The sequence below is a fragment of the Anaerotignum sp. genome (assembly GCF_040307045.1).
Taxonomy (GTDB): Bacteria; Bacillota; Clostridia; order Lachnospirales; family Anaerotignaceae; genus Chakrabartyella.
Genome location: NZ_JAWRKF010000008.1, coordinates 132,321 through 151,503, shown reverse-complemented (window position 1 = coordinate 151,503; position 19,183 = coordinate 132,321). Strand labels below are relative to the sequence as shown.

The following is a 19,183-nucleotide window of genomic DNA, read 5'->3' as shown; positions in this document are numbered from 1 at the left end:
GTGAAAATAATGAGAAGCTAGGGTTATTAAAGTGCAACCTTATTTTAACTTTAATAGTTGCCCAAAAATAAAAGCACTTGAAACTTATTTCAAGCAAAAATTAGGAGTGATATACATGAACCAACATAAAATCATCACAATTAGCCGTCAATATGGCAGCGGCGGCCGCATCGTAGGTAAGCTATTGGCAGAACGCTTGGGGATACCCTTTTATGATAATGAACTAATCACCTTGGCAGCAGAAAAAACTGGTCTTTCAAAGGAATGCTTCGTAAATGCTGAAGAAACTTCTGCTGGAAACTTACTACTATCTCTAACCACCCTAACCCCCAGCATAGATTCTTTCGGCTTGCCATTAAATGAAAAAATCTTTCTTGTTCAATCTCAAGTAATCAAAGAAGTTGCAGAAAAAGGTAGTTGTGTCATTGTTGGGCGCTCTGCCGATTATGTTCTTTCCGATATGGAAAATTGCATCAATGTATTTTTGCAGGCAGATTTAAAAGATCGTGTGAAGCGAGCAATCACCCAATATGGTCTCTCAGAAAAAAATGCAGAGGCCACAGTAATCAAAACTGACAAGCGTCGTGCTAGTTATTACAGCTACTTTACCGGCCTAAAATGGGGCAAGGCAGAAAACTACGATCTAATTCTAAATACATCCAGGATGGATCTTGAAAAAATTGTTGATGTGCTCAACAAATATGTTTCATTAAGATAGCAAAAAAAGGCATCCATAATTTCATTATGGATGCCTTTTAAACTTCATTAAAATAATAAACAAAAACTCCCCACGTTCCTTCTATCAATCCCTTGAAACTTATCCTCCATCACACCATTCCTGATGGCTATGATTCAACTCTTTTATAGTTAGAGTGTCCTGTCTATCTCTAGTCACATCACTTTTTCCACGGTTGTATTGGGGAAGAACTTTTGTACAATTTCTGCTCCGCTTAACCCTTGGGCAGCTAACTCCTTAGCACCATATTGACTTAAACCAACACCATGACCACAGCCACCACCATAAAGAGCAATTCCCGTCAGCTTTCCTTCATTGTTTTTCATCTCTTTAATAGCAAAGAAAGCGCTGGGTAGCATTTTTTGTCCTGTTAGTGTGCCTCCACTTAGCCTTTGCAAGTTAATGGTCTCACCAATGGTTCTCTTTGTGGGTGAAAGCACTTTTCGAATAGCGTTTTCTGTATAGACTTGAACAGCACCTTTTTCAAAATCCATCTCTAAGATTTTTATAATACCGCCTTGGCCTCTCTCCGCTACGTTCATGCCTGTCAACCGCCCTAAGCCCTTAGTTGCAGCGGCAGCCCAGCTGCCATCCCCCTGCTTTACTTTAACCAAGGCAGGGTTTGACGCTGATAAGTCAGCTAAAGTTTTTTCCATAATCTCAGTAAGCTGACTGGCACTAAAGTAAACCTTCCAACGGTACCATGCGGATTCCTTATCATATCCTTCCATGTTCCAATCTTGCCAAAAAGCAAGCCATTCTTCCTCAGTTTTAGGCATCTGCTGGGTAACACCAAAAGCCTGCCCCTCTAAGTAAGCTTTGCCCTTGCTGCTAAAGGTTCCATCGGTAGACCAAACATCGGAGTCTTTTGTACCAAAGCCACAAGATGTAGAATAGAAATAGGTCTGAGCAACCCGGTCCCCTGCCACAACACACATCCCCTCCGTAGCCGCAACTGCATTTTGTGCCTCCAAAGCGGTATCAGCCCCCATGAAAACTTGACTTGCCACCGTATCCGTTACATGGGCACCATAATGCCCATATGCGTTGGCATAAAACTGATTATATGCATAGCTTCTTGCACAGATGGCTTGCGCCTCCAGTGCTGACTGCCCAAAGCTTACAGGCATTTCATAAGGAACCACCCCAAGAAGATATTCTTCCATACCCAACTCATTTATAATGGCTACTTTATCCCCCATTCTCTCCATTTCAATCAATCCAGAATATGCTCTTTCCTGCCCGTCATCAAACGTTAGAATAACCTTCCCTGAAACAGTCACGATGCCATGGTCAAACCAAGCCAAGTCCGCTGTAAGCGTTGCCGCACCCGATGTAAAATCTTTCTCTCCAACTCCATTGGATAAAGAGAAACCCTCTGCCCCCTTTACCGTCACCGAATCCTGAAGACCACCGCCTAAAAGCACTCTAATCTTTTCAGGGACGACATCCTTCTGTATTACTGCACCCATTACCTTATCATCTAATACATAGAAATCTGCTAAGTCAGTACCACAAATCAAAGCATTTTGGTTCTGGCATGATAGATCCTGCCCATAAACACGGAAATTCTCTGCCCATTGCAGCTCTCCGCTATCACTTAGATAAACTTCCTTATCATCTACCCTTTTTACGAATTCCCCACTAAGCTTGTTTCCCTCTTTTACCGTAGCCTTACCCTTTTCTATCGTGACATTACAAAGCCCATCCTCAAACTCAGATCCCTCAAAGGAATATTCCTTCCGCCCTGCTCCTGTTAGTATAATTTGATCGCCCTCTTTTTGGCAATAAATATTTTCTATGGTTGGTGCTACCTCATCTACGGATATTAGGCCAATAATTTCTCCTCCCTTCTCCCAAAATGAAATTTTTTCATCGGTATAGATTGAAAGGTCGTATCCGTCTGCACCATAAATACCTCCATCGAAAAGATTTTCTTCTCCTGGCATAAATAGAACCTGTGTCTTCTTGCCAATTCCGTAGGAATACATACTATCCTCAGCACGTCTTGCCATCAATGCTTTTTCAAAAAGTTGTGTCCAAAGACTATAAGCCACCGCCATTTCTCGGTTATCATCGGTCAGAACCATTCGCTTTTCATAATCTGGTGCCACACGATCCATGAGGATTTGTGCCTCCCAAAGCAACAGATCGTCATCTGGCCGAAATCCTTCTCCATCCCCTGAAAAAAACTCAAGCTCCACCGCTGCATTAATATATGGATAAGCCCAATTATCTTTTGACACATCGGGAAAGGAGACATCTTGGGGTAAATTTTGTACTTCTTCAGGAGTATAAAAAGCCAATGCTAACATTTTTGCCGCTTGGCTTCTTGTGATGGGAATATCATCTCCAATAATTCCTTGCGGCGCCTGGGTTGTGGTCGTAACCTCCTGTTTAGGCATACCACTACATCCGCCTAATATAAATCCAAAAGCAACTATCCATATCAGTAACCGTTTCATTGGTTTCACTCTCCTATCAGACTTTGTACAAGTCTATGCTTTTGGAATAAAAAAAGAACAGACGGTTTAATCGTCTGTTCTGATCATGGGCAAAAAAAGATCCCAAAGTGCCGTCCTTACCGCTTGACACCTAGCCTTAGCTAGGTGGGTTACCGCAGCCAAAGCCTCTGCCTTCCCCCGCCCAATGGGAATTATCTTGGGGCCTGACATAACTTTTGCGTATAGGAATCCCGAGTCAGTTGTGTAGGTTCAAATATGGTAAGATCTCGAACACTTCAGGAATTTGTAGTTACATTATACTACGCAATTCGCAATACATCAATAGGAAAACATCTACATATTTGAGGTATCTTTCAAAGACACAATGCCCACTAAAATTGCTCCAAAAAGCAATGCAGCATCCGCAATATTGAAAATTGGGGCATTTTCCCCTTTTTTGATATAGATAAAATCTGTTACATATCCCTTCTTCCATCTCTCCAAAAAATTTCCATAAGCTCCGCCCAGAGTGATGGCCAAAGGGAAACCATATCTTTTGGCATCCTTTTTGCTAAAGCAAGCACCTAAAAAGAAAATGCTATAAATTGCTGTAAGTCCACCCGTAATACTTAAAATGATTTTCTTTTTTCCTTCAAGTTTATGATACGCCAACCCATAATTCTTTATGTGTTGGAAATACAGGAGATTTTTGGCTACTTCTTTGGGTTTTCCCAGAGGCAAGTTTACATCTGCCCATTTCTTGCTTCCCAAATCCAGCCCCAAAACTCCTAAAAACACCAAAATATTTTTCATAAATCATCACCCCTTTCATTATCAAATCTGTTTTTTTGCCATAAAAGGCGGAATCAACCTCTAAATTTCCTTGCCACAAACAAAGTAACGTATTATAATTTTATTACGGGAAACAATCATTTGTAAACAAAAAAAAGAAAGAGGTGTTTTAATATGGCGTTGGTAACAACGAAAAAAATGTTCGAAAAAGCTTTTCAGGGCGGCTATGCCATCGGCGCATTTAATATTAATAATATGGAAATCATTCAGGGTGTAGTTGAGGCTGCAAAGGCACAAAACTCTGCAGTTATCCTTCAGGTTTCCAAAAGTGCATTAAAATATGCACACCCAAAATATTTAAAAGCCATGGTTGATGCAGCTGTTGAAGAAACAGGTTTAGATATCGCCCTGCACTTGGATCACGGCTCTAGTTTTGAAGTATGCAAGGACTGTATTGAACATGGTTTCACCTCAGTCATGTTTGACGGTTCTCATTTAGAATATGAAGAAAACGTAGCACAAACAAAAGCCATCGTGGAATATGCTCATGCACGAGGGGTTGTAGTTGAAGCCGAGTTAGGCAAGCTTGCTGGCGTAGAGGACGACGTAAATGTTGATGCAGCAAACGCTACTTACACAGACCCCGATCAGGCTGTGGACTTTGTTAAGCGCACAGGGGTTGATTCCTTGGCAATTGCCATCGGAACAAGCCATGGTGCCTATAAGTTTAAAGGCGAAGCAAAATTGGACTTTGACCGCCTCGAAACAATCACAACAAAATTAGAAGCAGAAGGAATTCATAACTTCCCCATTGTTTTACACGGCGCTTCTTCGGTTGACCAAAATTGTGTTGCAATGTGTAACGAATTTGGCGGAAATATCTCTGGCGCAAAGGGCATCCCTACCGAAATGTTACGTAAGGCATCCTCTATGGCGGTTTGCAAAATCAATATGGATACAGATCTTCGCTTGGCGATGACAGCGGCTATCCGTAAATCCTTTGGTGAAAATCCCTCAGCTTTTGACCCCCGTGGTTATTTAGGTGCAGGTAGAGACTTAATTCAGGTGTTAGTGGAAGATAAAATTAAAAATGTTATCGGTTCCACAAACTCTATGGACTAATCAATAATAGTTTATAGCTGTTCCTGTCGCAGGAGCAGCTTTTTTCAAAGTTAACTTTTGGTGTAGACTCAAAAATTGATGACTCTATTAGATATTGTTTTCAAATCTACAAGCACTAAAAGAAAAGGAGGTATATAGATGTACGAACTCATTCAAGTTGCCCCAAACACCTTTTATATCAACGCACCATCTAAAATTGGCGTGTACCGCATCGCACCAGACGAAGTTCTATTAATCGATAGCGGCAACGATAAAGATGCCGGAAGAAAAATCCAGAAGATTTTGGAACAACAGGGCTGGAGACTTACTGGTATACTTAATACCCACTCAAATGCCGATCATATTGGGGGTAATACATTATTGCAGAATAGGCTGGGCTGTCCCGTCTTTTGCACCCCTATGGAAAATGCTATCATAAAAAATCCCATTCTAGAGCCTTCTTTTCTTTATGGCGGTTTTCCTTTTCAAAAATTAAGAAACAAGTTTTTGATGGCCACTCCATCTGAAGCAGAGGATATTGCCAAAGCAAATCTTCCTGCAGGCATGGAGATTTTTCCTTTGGGTGGACATTTTTGGCAGATGGTTGGCGTGAAAACACCGGATAACGTTTATTTCCTAGCCGACTCCGTCTTCAGCGAAACCATTTTGGAAAAATACCACATCAGCTTTAACTATGATGTCACAGCATACTTTAAGACCCTTGACTTTATCGAAACCCTCACCGGCGATTTATTCATTCCTTCCCATGGCGAGCCCATAAAGGATATTCGCCCACTTGTGGATTTAAACCGTAAAAAAGCAGAAGAAATCCTTATGGAACTTCTTCAAATTTGTGCTTCACCTAAATTTTTCGAGGAAATTCTAAATATCGTCTTTGAACGATATTCTCTTACCATGGACTATGGTCAGTACGTCTTGGTGGGAAGCACAATTCGTTCCTACCTATCCTATCTCTATGATACTGAGAAGATAGAAGCATATGTAGAAAACAACTTTCTATTGTGGAAAACAAGGGCAATTCCATCCTCATAAAACAGAATATTTGCAATATGTTTTACGACGAACCCCTAAATTCTTATTGACAATAAAAATATATCGTCGTATCATAGATAAGTATTACTTAAAGAGCCATTTATAAGCGCTGCTTCGGCAGCGCTATACTTTCGCTTATTTTAGCTTATATTACATCTATATTCGGAGTTGCATTAGGTAAAGGGGGTTTTTTGATGAGTTCCGTTGCTACTGAAATGAAAGAAAATAAAATGGGCACTATGCCCGTTACTAGGCTGCTTTTTACAATGTCTGTCCCTATGATTATATCTATGCTTGTGCAAGCATTATACAATATTGTGGATAGCGCATTCGTTGCACAAATTAGCGAAAATGCCCTGTCAGCCGTTTCCTTAGCCTTCCCCATGCAAAACTTTATGATTGCTGTTGCCACCGGTACGGGGGTCGGTGTAAATGCATTGCTTTCAAAAAGCCTTGGGGCAAAAAAATTCGATACTGCAAACAAAACTGCTTGTGTCAGCTTGTTTCTAGCAGTAATGAACTGGTTATTTTTTGTAGTTGTTTGTCTTGTTTTTACAAAGTCATATTTACGAGGACAAACCAATGTTCCCGAAATCATCCGTGACGGCGAAATTTACTTACGAATTGTGCTTATGGGTTCACTGGGTATTTTTATTCAGGTTGCAGTAGAACGTCTACTGCAGTCCACAGGCCGAACTGTTTACGCCATGATAACCCAAGGTGTTGGCGCTGTGGTTAATATCATTTTAGACCCTATTTTAATCTTTGGTCTATTGGGATTCCCTAAAATGGGTGTTGCTGGTGCGGCTTTGGCTACCATTGCCGGACAGATCGTTGGATGTATCATCGGCATCATTCTAAATATAAAAAGAAACCATGAAATCCACATTGATTTCAAAAATATACTACCCAATAAGTATATCTTAAAAAATATTTATATCGTGGCAATTCCATCTATTTTAATGGTTTCCATCGGTTCTATCATGATTTTCTGTATGAACCGTATTTTGGATAGCTTCACTCCTACGGCAATCGCTGTTTTCGGTGTATACTTTAAACTTCAGAGCTTTATCTTTATGCCTGTTTTTGGGTTAACCAACGGCATGATACCAATTATTGCGTATAACTATGGAGCTAGAAACAAACTGCGCATCACCCAAACAATTAAACTCAGCATCATCACTGCGGTGTTAATTATGGTTGCTGGCTTTGCTTTGTTCCAATTTGCACCTAGACAACTTTTGGCTTTGTTTAATGCATCTGAAAATATGATTTCCATCGGTGTTCCTGCTTTAAAAATCATCTCTTTCAGTTTCTTGCTGGCAGGGTATAACATCATTACAAGTTCTGTTTTCCAGGCTTTGGGCAACGGTGTTTACAGCTTAATCACTTCTATTGCCAGACAGCTGGTAGTCTTAATGCCTGCTGCTTATTTATTGGCTCGCCTGGGTGAGTTAAATAATGTTTGGTTGGCATTCCCTATTGCAGAAATTGTGGCTTTCGCCCTTTGTACTGTTTTCCTTACCAGAATTGTGAAAAAGCTAGATTTCTAAAAATAAAAAGAGAGCATTAGATTTATAGAAGTTTGGACGGATGGCGCATGCTATCCGTCCTTTTTTCTTTGCAAGATTTAGGGTAAATCCTCGATATGTAATTTGTTTATATATACAAAATGATATATTTGTCAACTTGCTGTGAGAAACACCATGAAGCCCATGCAACCGCTTTACGCGTGCTTTGTTTATTGATATAATTATTGGGAAGCAGGTTCAGGTTGCTTATATTTTCTCTATTAGAGTAGATAGGGGGTGCATATGAAAATTGAAAAAAACACAATAATGAATATTGTTGCTGGGGTTTTAATTGCCATTATGCTAATTAAAACTTTGATTCCTGTTAACTTTGAAAAAGCAGCAGACGACTTTGATTTTGACAAGGTGCAAACTTGCAATGTAGACTTTTTCTCAAATGAGGCCACTGGTAAAAAGGATACAGAATACTATTTCGATTTTACATTTGATACAAGCTCAAAGGAGTATACGGATTTAATTGGACTTCTGAGATCTACAAAATACAGAAAGAAATTCTTTAATGCCGGAAATCCAATTGGATATTCCGCAACAATAAACCCACATGCAATTTTAAACTTTTATAGCGATGAGGGTGAAATGGTGGTCTTATTATTTGGTAAAGATTTTGCAATTGGTGAACATATGAATAAAACAAAATATTCACCCCAGGGAGGCACAGACTTTCAAGAAAAAGTTATTGATTTTATTTTTAAAAACGGCACTTTAAGAGAAAAGAAAGCACTTTAAGATGAATGCTCTGAAGAGTGAAAAAGTATTTATGTAGTAAGAACCCCCAAAATAGAATTATTCTGGGGGTTCTTTTGAAACTTACCTATAAGGACTGCTTTTTAATTCAGATATTTATTCCTCCAAAACCCACAAAGCATAATCTACATATAAATTACAGGAAAGCAACAATGCCTCCTCATCAATGTCAAACAAACCGTGATGATGTGCAACTATCGTGTTTGGTTTCTCCTCATTCCCTGTACCAATAAATGCATACATTCCCTTAGTTACCGCCAAGTAATCCGCAAAGTCATCAGCACCTAATGCCTTTTCGTAATCCCCAACGATATCACATTGTTTCATAATCTCTTGGGCGACCTTAGTCACTTCATCTACAACCTTATCATCGTTCACCAAAGGTGCCGCATAGTCTAAAAATGTTACTTCCGCCTGTGCCCCATACATTTGAGCTGTTTGCTTTGCAATCTGCACCACTCTTTCATTAGTATAAGTTCTCACCTCAGGCAAAAAGCTTCTGGTTGTTCCCTCTATTTCAGCATGTTCAGCCACAATGTTATACTGTGTACCAGCTCTAATGACGCCAACACCCACCACCACCGTTTCCAGTGGTGCAGTGGTTCTAGCCACAATAGATTGTAGATTTACAACAATCTGCGATGCAATATAAGCGGCATCCACACCCAATTGTGGTGTAGAGACATGGGCACCCTTTCCTGTTATGGTTATTTTAAAATAGTCACAGCTAGCACACTGAGGGCCTTTTGTTAATGCTACTTTTCCTTTGGGAAGTCTGCTAGCAACATGGGCACCAAAAACTCTTACACACCCATTTAGCAAACCCTCACCCACAAAAAGCCTAGCTCCCTGGCCAATTTCTTCCGCCTGTTGGAAAAACAATCGAACCTGCCCTGAAAACAGTTGCTCCTTAGATTTTAGTATTTTTGCCGCCCCTAATAGCGTTGCTGCATGGGCATCATGTCCACAAGCGTGGCAAAAACCATCATTTTGAGAACGATACTCAGTTATTTTCAAATCATCCATAGCAAGGGCATCAATATCTGCCCTTAAAACAACTATTTTTCCTTGACTGGATTTCTTTCCATCTATCCATGCGTAAACCCCTGTTTCCCCTACTCTCCTATGGGGAATTTCCAATGCATCCAACTCGGCCTCAATTTTATTACAGGTTTCATATTCCTGCAAACTAACCTCTGGATGGGCGTGGAAATACCTTCTCAAATGAATAATATAGTCTTTTTCTTGTAAAACATAATCCTTTAGCGCCATTTCTTTTTCCGCCTTTTCTACATTTTTACCCTAACTGTTGTTTTAGAAGAAAAGCAGATGCATTTACCAATAAAATAGATAAATCCATCTGCAATCTATGGACGGGCAACCCCATCTTAATACTTCATTAAAATTTTTTTGAATGTATCTTCTCGATTCTACCTGTTTTATTTATCCCAAGAGCAAATAAAAGCACCTTTATATTCGTCATTAATTGTTGTTTTCACATCATCTGTCTGGTATGCTGCTACAACCTTCTGATATACTTCGTTGTCTTTATCAGCGGTACGGGCTACAATTACATTGATTAACTGAGGAACCGCTTCATTTACAGATGGATCTACATTTTCAGTAAAAATGGAGTCCTTAGTAGGGTCTAAACCTGCTGTCAAGGCGTTACCACCGTTAATAATTGCTGCTGCACAGTCAGGTAAGATATTTGCCAACGTTGCAGACTCCGCCTCTAAAATTTCGATTTCTTTATTATATTTTGTGATGTCCAGTTTTGTTGGAACATAGCCCTTTGCAGGGTCACACTCAATGATACCTGCTGCTTCCAGTAATTTTAATGCTCGACCGCCGTTTGTCAAGTCGCTGGGAATTGCAATTACATCGCCATCTTTGATTTGTTCAATAGAAGCAAGCTTCTCTTTATTGTTAAAAATTGACAATGGTGCAATAATTGTGTCTCCGATATCTACAATGTCATAACCCTTTGTTTCAACGTCGTTGGCCAGAAATGCTTTGTGCTGGAATGCATTCAAATCAATCTCACCATCGTTTAATGCACGATTTGGTGCAGCATAATCAGAAAATTTTACAAGCTCAACTTGAATATTATCACCTGCCAATAACTCATTAATGGTGTCCCACTGGGCATTATACTCCCCAACAACGCCAACTTTTACAATGGTAGCCCCTGCCCCATCTTCATCTGCCTTTGCTTCACCTTCCGAGCTGTTGGATGAACCACACCCTGCCAAACCTAAAATAACTGCTGTTGCCAATGTTGTCGCAAATAACTTCTTTAAATTCTTTTTCATAATACATTTCTCCTTTTTTATGTATATTTTCTTGTTTTCCTTTATCCTTAAAATGCTTCCATTGAAGTGCCAATCATTAATGGGTCGTTTGTTTTATAATAAAATTTCCGATCCATTGAATCACTGTTATAATCATCAAAATAATTGCTATTGTAACCCAAGTCATATCGCTAAAACCCATCTGGTACCCATAACGGATGGCAAAATCGCCCAATCCGCCGGCGCCAATTGCCCCTGCAATGGCTGTAATCCCAATTAAGCTAACAAAGGTAATCATTGTTACACGGGTAATCCCAGGAATACTTTCTTTCAGGTATACACTAAAAATAATCTCCACCGGGCCAAAGCCCATAGCCTCGCTGGCTTCAATCAGCCCGTAGTCTACATCAGATAAAACTGTTTCTATCTGCCTTGCAAAAAAGGGCACTGTTCCTGCAATCAATGCCACATAAGAACCAGCCACACCAGAACCTGTTCCTACAATAGCACGGCTAACAGGAATCAATAATACCATAAGAATGATAAAGGGAATGGAACGAACAACGTCGATGCATTTATCCAAAACTTTGTACAAAAGCTGATTTTGCAAAAGCCCCCCTTTTTTCGTCACTATGAGTAAAATACCCAAGAGCAACCCTAATACAAAAGCAATGGAGCCAGAAATAAAGAGCATCTGAAAAGTTTGCTGTGTACACTTAATCAACTCTCCACCTAAAGTCTCTAAATGCGGGGCTATTTTATATAAAAAACTCATCCTTTGATCACCTCCAGCTCAACATTTCTACCTTTAATATACTGTATTGCATTTTCCATATCTGTGGATTCGCCACTTAATACAACTACCAACTTCCCAATAGGCTTATCCTTTAAAATATCCACATTTCCAAAAATAATATTAGCTTGAATGCGGTAAGCCTCTGCCAAATGAGAAATTACGGATTCCCCTGCGTTTCCACCAGAATAGGTGAGCAACACCAATTTTTCTCCCTCTTTGACTCTTGTTAACTCATGGTCTGCCTCCAAAAGCTCGTAAATCTTATTGATATTGCTTGCAGTGTCCATGAAGTCCTTTGTTAGTTTTTCCTTAGGATGGGAGAACACATCCGCCGTTTCCCCTTCTTCTACCATCCTACCCAATTCCATTATGGCAACTCTATGGCAAATATCCTTTACAACTGCCATTTCATGGGTAATTAAAACAATGGTTATCCCTAATTCATTGTTAACCTTTTTCAAAAGGCTTAAAATTGACTTGGTGGTTTGTGGATCCAAGGCACTGGTTGCCTCATCACAAAGCAAAACCTTAGGGTCATTGGCCAATGCTCTAGCAATTGCCACTCTTTGCTTTTGTCCTCCCGAAAGCTGAGATGGAAATGTATCTTTTTTGTCGGTCAAACCTACCAGTTCTAATAAGGACAATATTTTCTCATGCTTCTGTGCCTTTGACAGCTTGCTTTTTCTTAAAGGAAACTCAATGTTTTGATACACCGTTCGTGAACGTAGCAGGTTGAAATGCTGAAAAATCATACCGATTTTACGCCTTTCTTCCCTCAAGCGAATCTCTGGCAAATCCATAAGGTTTACCCCGTCAACCATCACCTTGCCCCCTGATGGTCTTTCCAAAAGATTGATACATCTAACCAGCGTGGATTTACCAGCACCGGAAAACCCAATAATACCAAATATTTCTCCCTCAGCTATATTTAAACTTACATCATTTACCGCATGAACCTGCTCGCTGCCTCCACGAAAGGTTTTGCTAACTTTTTCCATCTGGATCATACCATTCTCCTTTCCTCGTCCAAACCTCTAAAACCGTTTCAACAAAAAAGCTCCCACCCTAAATGAAATATATCACTAGGGCGAGAGCTAAACTTCGCGTTACCACCTAATTTTATTTGTCCCTCACAAGACAAACCTCGACGAGTACGGCCATATTTTATGGATTATACCCTGGCACTATAACGGGTGCGCCCGTCATGGTCTAAACAAATTCGACCATGCAACTCCAAGACCATCTTCATCAGCTTATCTCTATCCTCTTCCACCAAACGAGGACTCTCTGTAAAAGCATCCGCTCACTACTCTTCTCTTCAATGTCTTTATGTTTGAAATTGGATTAATCTTAATACAACATGATTTTTTTGTCAATTGTTTTTTTCTGGAATAAAAACCAAGTTTGAATTGATTTTTGGCATTTCTTACAGAATCTTTATCATTGTTTGACCAATTAGTATTCATATTTTAAGTAAAACAAATTGCCACTTTAACTAAAATAATGAAAATGCTAGTACTTTTTAGCAGTAAAACCCATACTTTTTGTAAAATATATTCAGCTATCCTTTCTTGAAAAGAGCAAACACCCCAACTGGCTATTTCCCGGGAATTGATAAACGATTAAAAAAAGCCTATTTGTATATACAAATAGGCTTACATTTATTTCTTAGTATATCGTTCGTTACAACGAGCAAGAAAAAAAACACAAATGACCAATAGCACAAAGAAAATGGATAAAACCACCTTACTTCCTGGAAACATGATATCTGCCAATGCTTTGCCAACAAAAATTGTTCCTGCTAACATATGCCAAATCCCCGATTGCTTTAAGTAAGCAGGCAAATTTTCCGGCTCAATCAATTCTAATGTGCGTTTGGTATAAAAAATAGTCTGACCAAACAATGCAAATACACCTCGTGCATAAAAATATATGCCCACGACAAAAAACAATGACATGATATCCCTCCCACTGCGCCGTCTGTTTATTGCATCTATAACAGTTTCATGGTAAGATGTTAAAGCAATATTTTAATAGGAGCGTTTATTTGCTCTTTTATTTAAGCTGGTATGACGCTCGTTAGACTGCTTCGCCCATTCTTTCATCTTATCTTCAAAGTCAGTAGATGAATTTACAGATGCTTGAGGACGAAAATATTCCTCAGCAGGACTTGCGGGCTTTTGTGTCTGATTTGGTTTACGGAAAGGCTTTTCAGCTCTAGGCTGGCGTTCTTCCTTTGGTAACGCGTCCCGAATAGATAACGCAATTTTATGGGTTTCTTCATCAATTGAAAGAACCTTTACCTTAACGATATCTCCAACCTTTACATGGTCATTAATATCTTGTACGAAGCTGTTGGCAACTTGAGAGATATGCACTAACCCTTGTACAGAACCTAAAGAAACAATTGCACCAAAAGGTTTAATGCGAACAATCTTTCCTTCTACGATACTGCCTACTTCTAATTTTTCAGACATTCCAATATACACTCCCGTTCAGAATTTTAAGATTACTGGAACAGTATACCATAGATTATTCTTGAATACAAATAAAATCTAACTACTTTCAACTACTTTTGGAGGAGAATTTATGAAGAAAAAAGACATTATTACCATCCAAATTCAGGATGTAAACTTTCCAAATAAAGCCTACGGTTTTGTAGATGGCGAGAAAATTATTGTAAAAAACGGGGTTCCCGGGCAGACAGTTCAGGCCCAGGTTATAAAGAAAAGAAATAGTGGCATTGAAGCCAGACAGGTAGCCATTATTGAGCCTTCTCCTCTGGAAAGACAGGACGGCGTCTGTTCTCACTACGCCCTGTGTGGTGGCTGCACCTATCAAACCCTTCGACATGAGGAAGAATTAAAACTAAAGGAACGCCAAGTAAAACGTCTCTTGGACCAAGAAGGGATTCAAGTAAAAAGCTGGGAAGGCATCGTTCCCGCCCCATCCGACAAAGCATACCGCAACAAGTGTGAATTCTCTTTTGGGGACGAACAGAAAGATGGTGACTTAGCATTGGGTATGCGAAAGCGTATGAGCCACTATGAGGTTGTATCTTTGAAAGACTGCAACATAATCGATGACGATTATCTAAAAATCATTAATGGCACCTTATCCTTCTTCCATGAAAGAAACGTGCCCTTCTATCATAAGCTGCGTCATGAAGGTTCACTGCGTCATTTGGTGGTACGAAAAGGCACCGCTACAGGAGAAATTCTAGTAAATTTAGTTACCAGTAATGAAGTCCCCTTCTCCACAGAAGAATTTAAGAATATGCTTTTGGCTCTCCCTCTAGATGGGTCATTTTGCGGTATTCTCCATTCCATAAATGAAAGTGTGGCTGATGTCGTTCGTAGTGATGAAATGAGAATCCTCTATGGAAGAGACTATTTTATTGAAAAATTGTTTGATTTAGAGTTCAAGGTTTCTGTATATTCTTTCTTCCAAACCAACACAAAAGGTGCAGAAAAACTGTACACCATCGTCAAAAACTTCGCTGGGAATGTTACTGATAAACTGGTATTCGACTTGTACTGTGGCACAGGTACCATTGGACAAATCATGGCAGAGGCAGGCTCAAAAAAAGTTGTAGGCATTGAGTTAATTGAAGAAGCAGTTGTTGCTGCAAATGAGAATGCCGCTCAAAATGGCCTCACAAACTGCATCTTTATAGCCGGTGACGTTTTGCAAAAGGTGGACGACTTAAGGGACAAGCCTGATTTAATTATCGTTGATCCTCCGAGAGATGGAATTCACCCAAAGGCAATTGGAAAGATTATTGATTTTGCTGCGCCTGAAATTGTTTATGTCTCTTGTAAACCAACCTCTTTGGCTAGGGATTTAGCTGTATTCCAACAGGCAGGGTATGAAGTTGAGAGAGTACAATTGATGGATATGTTCCCAAAAACCGTTCACGTTGAGTCCGTGGTATTGCTTTCTCGTAAAGGTTGATCCATCCTTTTATCAGCCAAATAAAATGAATTTATAGTTTTCTTTTAACCAAAGTAAATTTTGTATTTTTCATTCAATGAAAGCCACTACCCAAATGAGTAGTGGCTTTCATTTTGAAGGATTATATAGATAAAATGTGCTTTAGGGAGGGTTTATGATTCTGCATATATGCCTTTTCCTGTCATCTTATCAGATAATGAGGTTCTCCTCTCTAGTTTATTTCGTAATACGCCTTACGCAATTTGTTTTGCTACGTCTCACAATGAATTTCTAACAGAAAAACACTATCTAAGAAATCTCATTGATTGCTATCAAGCTCCTCTGTACCATATACCTTCTCAAATAATTTGGCAACACCTAAATATAGTATAAACCACGATCCAATCATGTGAAACGCATATCTACTCCTTTTTCTCTTAAACATTCTCACTTTTTGCAAACTTTTCTAAAACTTTTTTCCCTCATCATAATAGAGTTTTAAACCTTATTTGCAAGCTCAGTTTCTTTTGAGGGAAGGTAACTTTGCCCACTAAGAACTTCAAAACACAACGGTTAAATCAGATCCCTATTGTTTTTACTTTTGTTATATAACGAAGTTCGGATGATGCGATTAAATTTTTCTAATTTAAGAAAAGATTGACAATCAAATTTTATCATGCTAAAATTCAGTTGTGTTAAATTATATTTTAATAAATTTAATTTTAAAAATTTAATATATATTGTTATCCAAAAGGAGAGATGATTAATGAATGTATATGATTTTCAAGTGTTGAATCAAAAAGGTGATCTTGTAGACCTCCAGGAGATGAAAGGGAAAGTCTCTTTAATTATGAATTCTGCAACGGGTTGCGGCTTTACGCCCCAGTATGAAGACCTTCAAGCTTTATATAACAAATACAAGGATCAAGGATTTGAAATTCTAGATTTTCCTTGTAACCAATTCGGGAATCAAGCACCGGAAAGCAACCAAGAAATAGCAATATTCTGTAGTTCTCGTTACGGAGTTACGTTCCCCATCTTCTCAAAAATCGATGTCAATGGTGAGAACGCTGAACCCCTCTTTAAGTTCCTAAAAGAGCAAAAGGGCTTTCAAGGATTTCTAGAAAATCATCCCCTTACCCCAGTCCTACACGATATTTTAAGTAAAGCTTATCCGAATTATCAAGAAACTGCAGATATAAAATGGAATTTTACAAAATTTTTAGTTGATCGAACTGGCGAAGTTGTAGAACGTTTTGAACCGGTAGAAGAAATAAAAATGATTGAAGAAAGATTGAAGGAATTACTTTAAAACGGTTCTAATAAAAAAAATGTAACGAGGATATCCAAATAATTTGATATCCTCGTTCTTGCTTTCTCAAAACAGTTTAAAAGGGTCAAAAAGTAGCTTTTAGCAAAACTTTCCACAGCTCGCTTGGCTTAACCAGAGCAAACAAAACTTAAAACATTAAATTGCCCCTAATTAAATTGCGTGTTATAATAATAAAAAGGTGGTGTGTAACATGAACTATGATAACTTAAAACTAAAAAATCAACTTTGCTTCCCTCTATACGCTTGCTCCAGAGAGATTATAAAGATGTATAAACCCCATCTGGATCATATTGGGTTAACTTATACACAGTACATCGCCATGATGGTACTCTGGGAGGATGAAAGTTGCACCGTTAAGGAACTAGGGCAGAAGCTTTTCTTGGATTCAGGTACGCTAACGCCATTGCTCAAACGTTTAGAGCAAGAGGGTTTGATCACAAGAGAACGCTCTAGTGAAGATGAACGGAGTTTGATTGTCACCCTTACCAAAAAAGGTACACAACTAAAAGATGACGCAATCTGCATTCCTACCAAAATGGCAGAAGATATGAACCTATCCTCAGAAGAAGCCCATATCTTATATACACTGCTTTATAAACTTCTGGATAGCAACAAATAAAGCAAAGAACAATTCAAAAGAATTGTCTTTGCTTTATTTCAATTTACTATAGCTCGTTTGTGTCCTTTGAAGCCTATTCATGTTTAGTTATGTTTTTCACTCACTTTATCTAAGCAAAAACCGATAGCTGCTAGACGTGAAATTCATTTTTTTCAATTCTGTGCAAAAAAGATTTTTTTGCCTAATTGCTTTGTTATGTCCCACATATTTGTAATCTATATATACCGTTTTTTGTGTCTTTCAAAACCTTTTTCACAAGTCTGCATAATAATTTCCATATTCAATTGTAATGCCTCTATCCCAAAATACACAAAGGTTTTATGATCACCCTCCTCAAGGGCGCTGATTGCTTGAACAAGTAAATCATATACTTCGTCATTTTTATTGAAATAAAACCAAAGTTCCAAACCGCAAACATTCACAAATTCTGATGCAGGTTTATGGACATAAAAATAATATTTTTGTAAAACGCCCATAGGCAAATTCATTATTATAGGTGTAACTAAAATATCTGAAACAAAATAAGGTGCATGGCTATATACCTCGTCCCGATGCTGCATGTTTAATTCATCCTTCATCTTCTGAATCACGTTTGAAGGTATTGTTTCCCATTCACACTGCATATAGTCGGTAGCTAAAATTCTTAATGTTTCAAGAATATAATAAATTCCCACCTTTTGTTCTTCAAAGTTTTTGGCCGTCCATTCCCTAACTTTGTCATCATCTAATTGGGCAATCAGCATTGTTCCTGTTCTTTGCCTTCTTACAGCTATTCTATTTTTTACCAAAACATCGTAAGCATCCCTAGCTGTTTTCCCGCTTACTTTATACATTTCACTAATCCTGTCTATAGTTGGCAAAATTTCCCCTTTTTTCACACCTTTTATATGAATGGAAATCAACAATTCGTGTAGCAGTCTGCTATACTGTGAATGCTCAAAATAACGTTGCTCATTAAACTCTCCTTTCGAGAAAAATAATAAATCTGGTGTGCTAAAAAGGCGATCATAAAAGGTATAATAATGAGGAAAGATTTTTTCATGCTCCTTAGCTTGAATAATGACAAGAATGCCTTCAAAAAAATCTTTCATTGCCTGATCAATTTGTTTTTTTAAGGTCGATGGTAAAGTTCTACATCTATTAAAGTAAATAACCCTGTGATAGTAGTGATCCATTATATTTGCTAAAAATGGGTTTTGGATGCTAGTTATTAACTTTAGGTACCAATCCGAAACTAGATTTACAAAAGGTTTTCCCTCTCTTATCCTCTCTAAAATAACATGGATATCCTTCTGTATGTCCTTCAACCCTTCTTCACTTGCCCAACATAGCCCCTCATATATCGCCCTGGCCATAGTCATTCGGGGAAAATAGTATGTATAAAAATCTAAAACTCCGGGATTATTGTGATCTATAGGTATTCTGTTAAAGTGTGTTTCATCAATTGGATTAAATGTAACGATTGATCCGACATGACGCTTAGAGGTTAAAAACCCCTCCTCTTGAAGCATTTTATATACTTTTTCCACCGTAGGCCTGGCAACTTGGTAATACTCTTTTGCCTCTAACTGTGTCATGAACTTGTCGCCATACACGTACTTTCCTTGATAAAAAGATTTTAAAATTTCAAAGTAGAGTTCTTTCCTGTTTCGAATTTTTTTCAAACTTTCACGCTCCATTGCTTATTTCGCTCTACATACAAAAATAGACAGTAGCATTCATTTTGGTAATATATAGAAATATTCT

At 38.6% G+C, this 19,183-nt stretch carries 17 protein-coding genes, 1 other RNA gene and 1 other annotated feature; of the genes, 8 read left to right on the top strand and 10 right to left on the bottom strand.

All coding sequences use genetic code 11. The annotated features are described in order from the left end of the window. The first annotated feature begins 115 nt into the window (after positions 1–115). A complete protein-coding gene (locus ABVZ64_RS06440; protein WP_352400209.1) occupies positions 116–718 on the top strand; it encodes a cytidylate kinase-like family protein in 603 nt (200 codons plus the stop codon). A 173-nt stretch (positions 719–891) separates the two neighbouring features. On the opposite strand, the gene ABVZ64_RS06435 is transcribed toward ABVZ64_RS06440, so the two are convergent. From ABVZ64_RS06435 to ABVZ64_RS06425, 3 genes are all read right to left on the bottom strand, one after another. After that, a complete protein-coding gene (locus ABVZ64_RS06435; protein ID WP_352400208.1) occupies positions 892–3,201 on the bottom strand; it encodes a SpoIID/LytB domain-containing protein in 2,310 nt (769 codons plus the stop codon). Between the two features lie 95 nt (positions 3,202–3,296). After that, positions 3,297–3,486, bottom strand: a non-coding RNA gene (gene ssrS / locus ABVZ64_RS06430) — 6S RNA. A gap of 48 nt (positions 3,487–3,534) precedes the next feature. Further along, complete coding sequence (locus tag ABVZ64_RS06425) at positions 3,535–3,993, bottom strand: signal peptidase II (protein ID WP_352400207.1); 459 nt, start codon at positions 3,991–3,993, stop codon at positions 3,535–3,537. 153 nt (positions 3,994–4,146) lie between these two features. On the opposite strand from ABVZ64_RS06425, the gene fba reads away from it, so the two are divergent. The 4 genes from fba (at position 4,147) to ABVZ64_RS06405 (ending at position 8,444) form a co-directional block, all read left to right on the top strand. Next, positions 4,147–5,094 carry a class II fructose-1,6-bisphosphate aldolase gene (gene fba, locus ABVZ64_RS06420; protein ID WP_352400206.1) on the top strand — a complete coding sequence of 316 codons (948 nt, stop codon included), beginning with the start codon at positions 4,147–4,149 and terminating at the stop codon, positions 5,092–5,094. Positions 5,095–5,232: 138 nt separating this feature from the next. Further along, positions 5,233–6,126: an MBL fold metallo-hydrolase gene (locus tag ABVZ64_RS06415; protein WP_352400205.1), complete on the top strand. Its 894-nt coding sequence runs from the start codon at positions 5,233–5,235 to the stop codon at positions 6,124–6,126. Positions 6,127–6,320: 194 nt separating this feature from the next. Beyond that, the gene (locus tag ABVZ64_RS06410; protein WP_352400204.1) at positions 6,321–7,679 is read left to right on the top strand and encodes an MATE family efflux transporter; all 1,359 of its coding nucleotides are present in this window, start codon (positions 6,321–6,323) and stop codon (positions 7,677–7,679) included. A gap of 261 nt (positions 7,680–7,940) precedes the next feature. Next, a complete protein-coding gene (locus ABVZ64_RS06405) occupies positions 7,941–8,444 on the top strand; it encodes a hypothetical protein (protein WP_352400203.1) in 504 nt (167 codons plus the stop codon). 114 nt (positions 8,445–8,558) lie between these two features. Here the strand turns inward: ABVZ64_RS06405 and ABVZ64_RS06400 are convergent, their stop codons facing one another. From ABVZ64_RS06400 to ABVZ64_RS06375, 6 genes are all read right to left on the bottom strand, one after another. Beyond that, positions 8,559–9,734: an amidohydrolase gene (locus tag ABVZ64_RS06400; protein ID WP_352400202.1), complete on the bottom strand. Its 1,176-nt coding sequence runs from the start codon at positions 9,732–9,734 to the stop codon at positions 8,559–8,561. A 167-nt stretch (positions 9,735–9,901) separates the two neighbouring features. Further along, positions 9,902–10,777, bottom strand: coding sequence for a MetQ/NlpA family ABC transporter substrate-binding protein (locus ABVZ64_RS06395; protein WP_352400201.1), 876 nt, complete (start codon positions 10,775–10,777; stop codon positions 9,902–9,904). A 76-nt stretch (positions 10,778–10,853) separates the two neighbouring features. Then, positions 10,854–11,531, bottom strand: a complete 678-nt coding sequence (locus ABVZ64_RS06390; RefSeq protein ID WP_352400200.1) for a methionine ABC transporter permease — start codon at positions 11,529–11,531, stop codon at positions 10,854–10,856. Continuing rightward, positions 11,528–12,559, bottom strand: coding sequence for a methionine ABC transporter ATP-binding protein (locus tag ABVZ64_RS06385; protein ID WP_352400199.1), 1,032 nt, complete (start codon positions 12,557–12,559; stop codon positions 11,528–11,530). Before ABVZ64_RS06385 ends, ABVZ64_RS06390 begins: the two co-directional genes overlap by 4 nt. Before the next feature lie 73 nt (positions 12,560–12,632). Further along, positions 12,633–12,883 (bottom strand) — a binding site (T-box leader). Between the two features lie 330 nt (positions 12,884–13,213). Continuing rightward, complete coding sequence (locus ABVZ64_RS06380) at positions 13,214–13,510, bottom strand: hypothetical protein (RefSeq protein ID WP_352400198.1); 297 nt, start codon at positions 13,508–13,510, stop codon at positions 13,214–13,216. A 72-nt stretch (positions 13,511–13,582) separates the two neighbouring features. Further along, the gene (locus ABVZ64_RS06375; RefSeq protein ID WP_352400197.1) at positions 13,583–14,029 is read right to left on the bottom strand and encodes a S1 RNA-binding domain-containing protein; all 447 of its coding nucleotides are present in this window, start codon (positions 14,027–14,029) and stop codon (positions 13,583–13,585) included. A gap of 112 nt (positions 14,030–14,141) precedes the next feature. On the opposite strand from ABVZ64_RS06375, the gene rlmD reads away from it, so the two are divergent. The 3 genes from rlmD to ABVZ64_RS06360 all read left to right on the top strand — a co-directional run bounded on the left by rlmD (position 14,142) and on the right by ABVZ64_RS06360 (position 17,437). After that, positions 14,142–15,506, top strand: coding sequence for a 23S rRNA (uracil(1939)-C(5))-methyltransferase RlmD (rlmD, locus tag ABVZ64_RS06370; RefSeq protein ID WP_352400196.1), 1,365 nt, complete (start codon positions 14,142–14,144; stop codon positions 15,504–15,506). Between the two features lie 745 nt (positions 15,507–16,251). Beyond that, positions 16,252–16,797, top strand: coding sequence for a glutathione peroxidase (locus tag ABVZ64_RS06365; RefSeq protein ID WP_352400195.1), 546 nt, complete (start codon positions 16,252–16,254; stop codon positions 16,795–16,797). A gap of 211 nt (positions 16,798–17,008) precedes the next feature. Beyond that, the gene (locus tag ABVZ64_RS06360; RefSeq protein WP_352400194.1) at positions 17,009–17,437 is read left to right on the top strand and encodes a MarR family winged helix-turn-helix transcriptional regulator; all 429 of its coding nucleotides are present in this window, start codon (positions 17,009–17,011) and stop codon (positions 17,435–17,437) included. Positions 17,438–17,652: 215 nt separating this feature from the next. On the opposite strand, the gene ABVZ64_RS06355 is transcribed toward ABVZ64_RS06360, so the two are convergent. Continuing rightward, complete coding sequence (locus ABVZ64_RS06355; RefSeq protein WP_352400193.1) at positions 17,653–19,101, bottom strand: GntR family transcriptional regulator; 1,449 nt, start codon at positions 19,099–19,101, stop codon at positions 17,653–17,655. Positions 19,102–19,183: the final 82 nt, after the last annotated feature.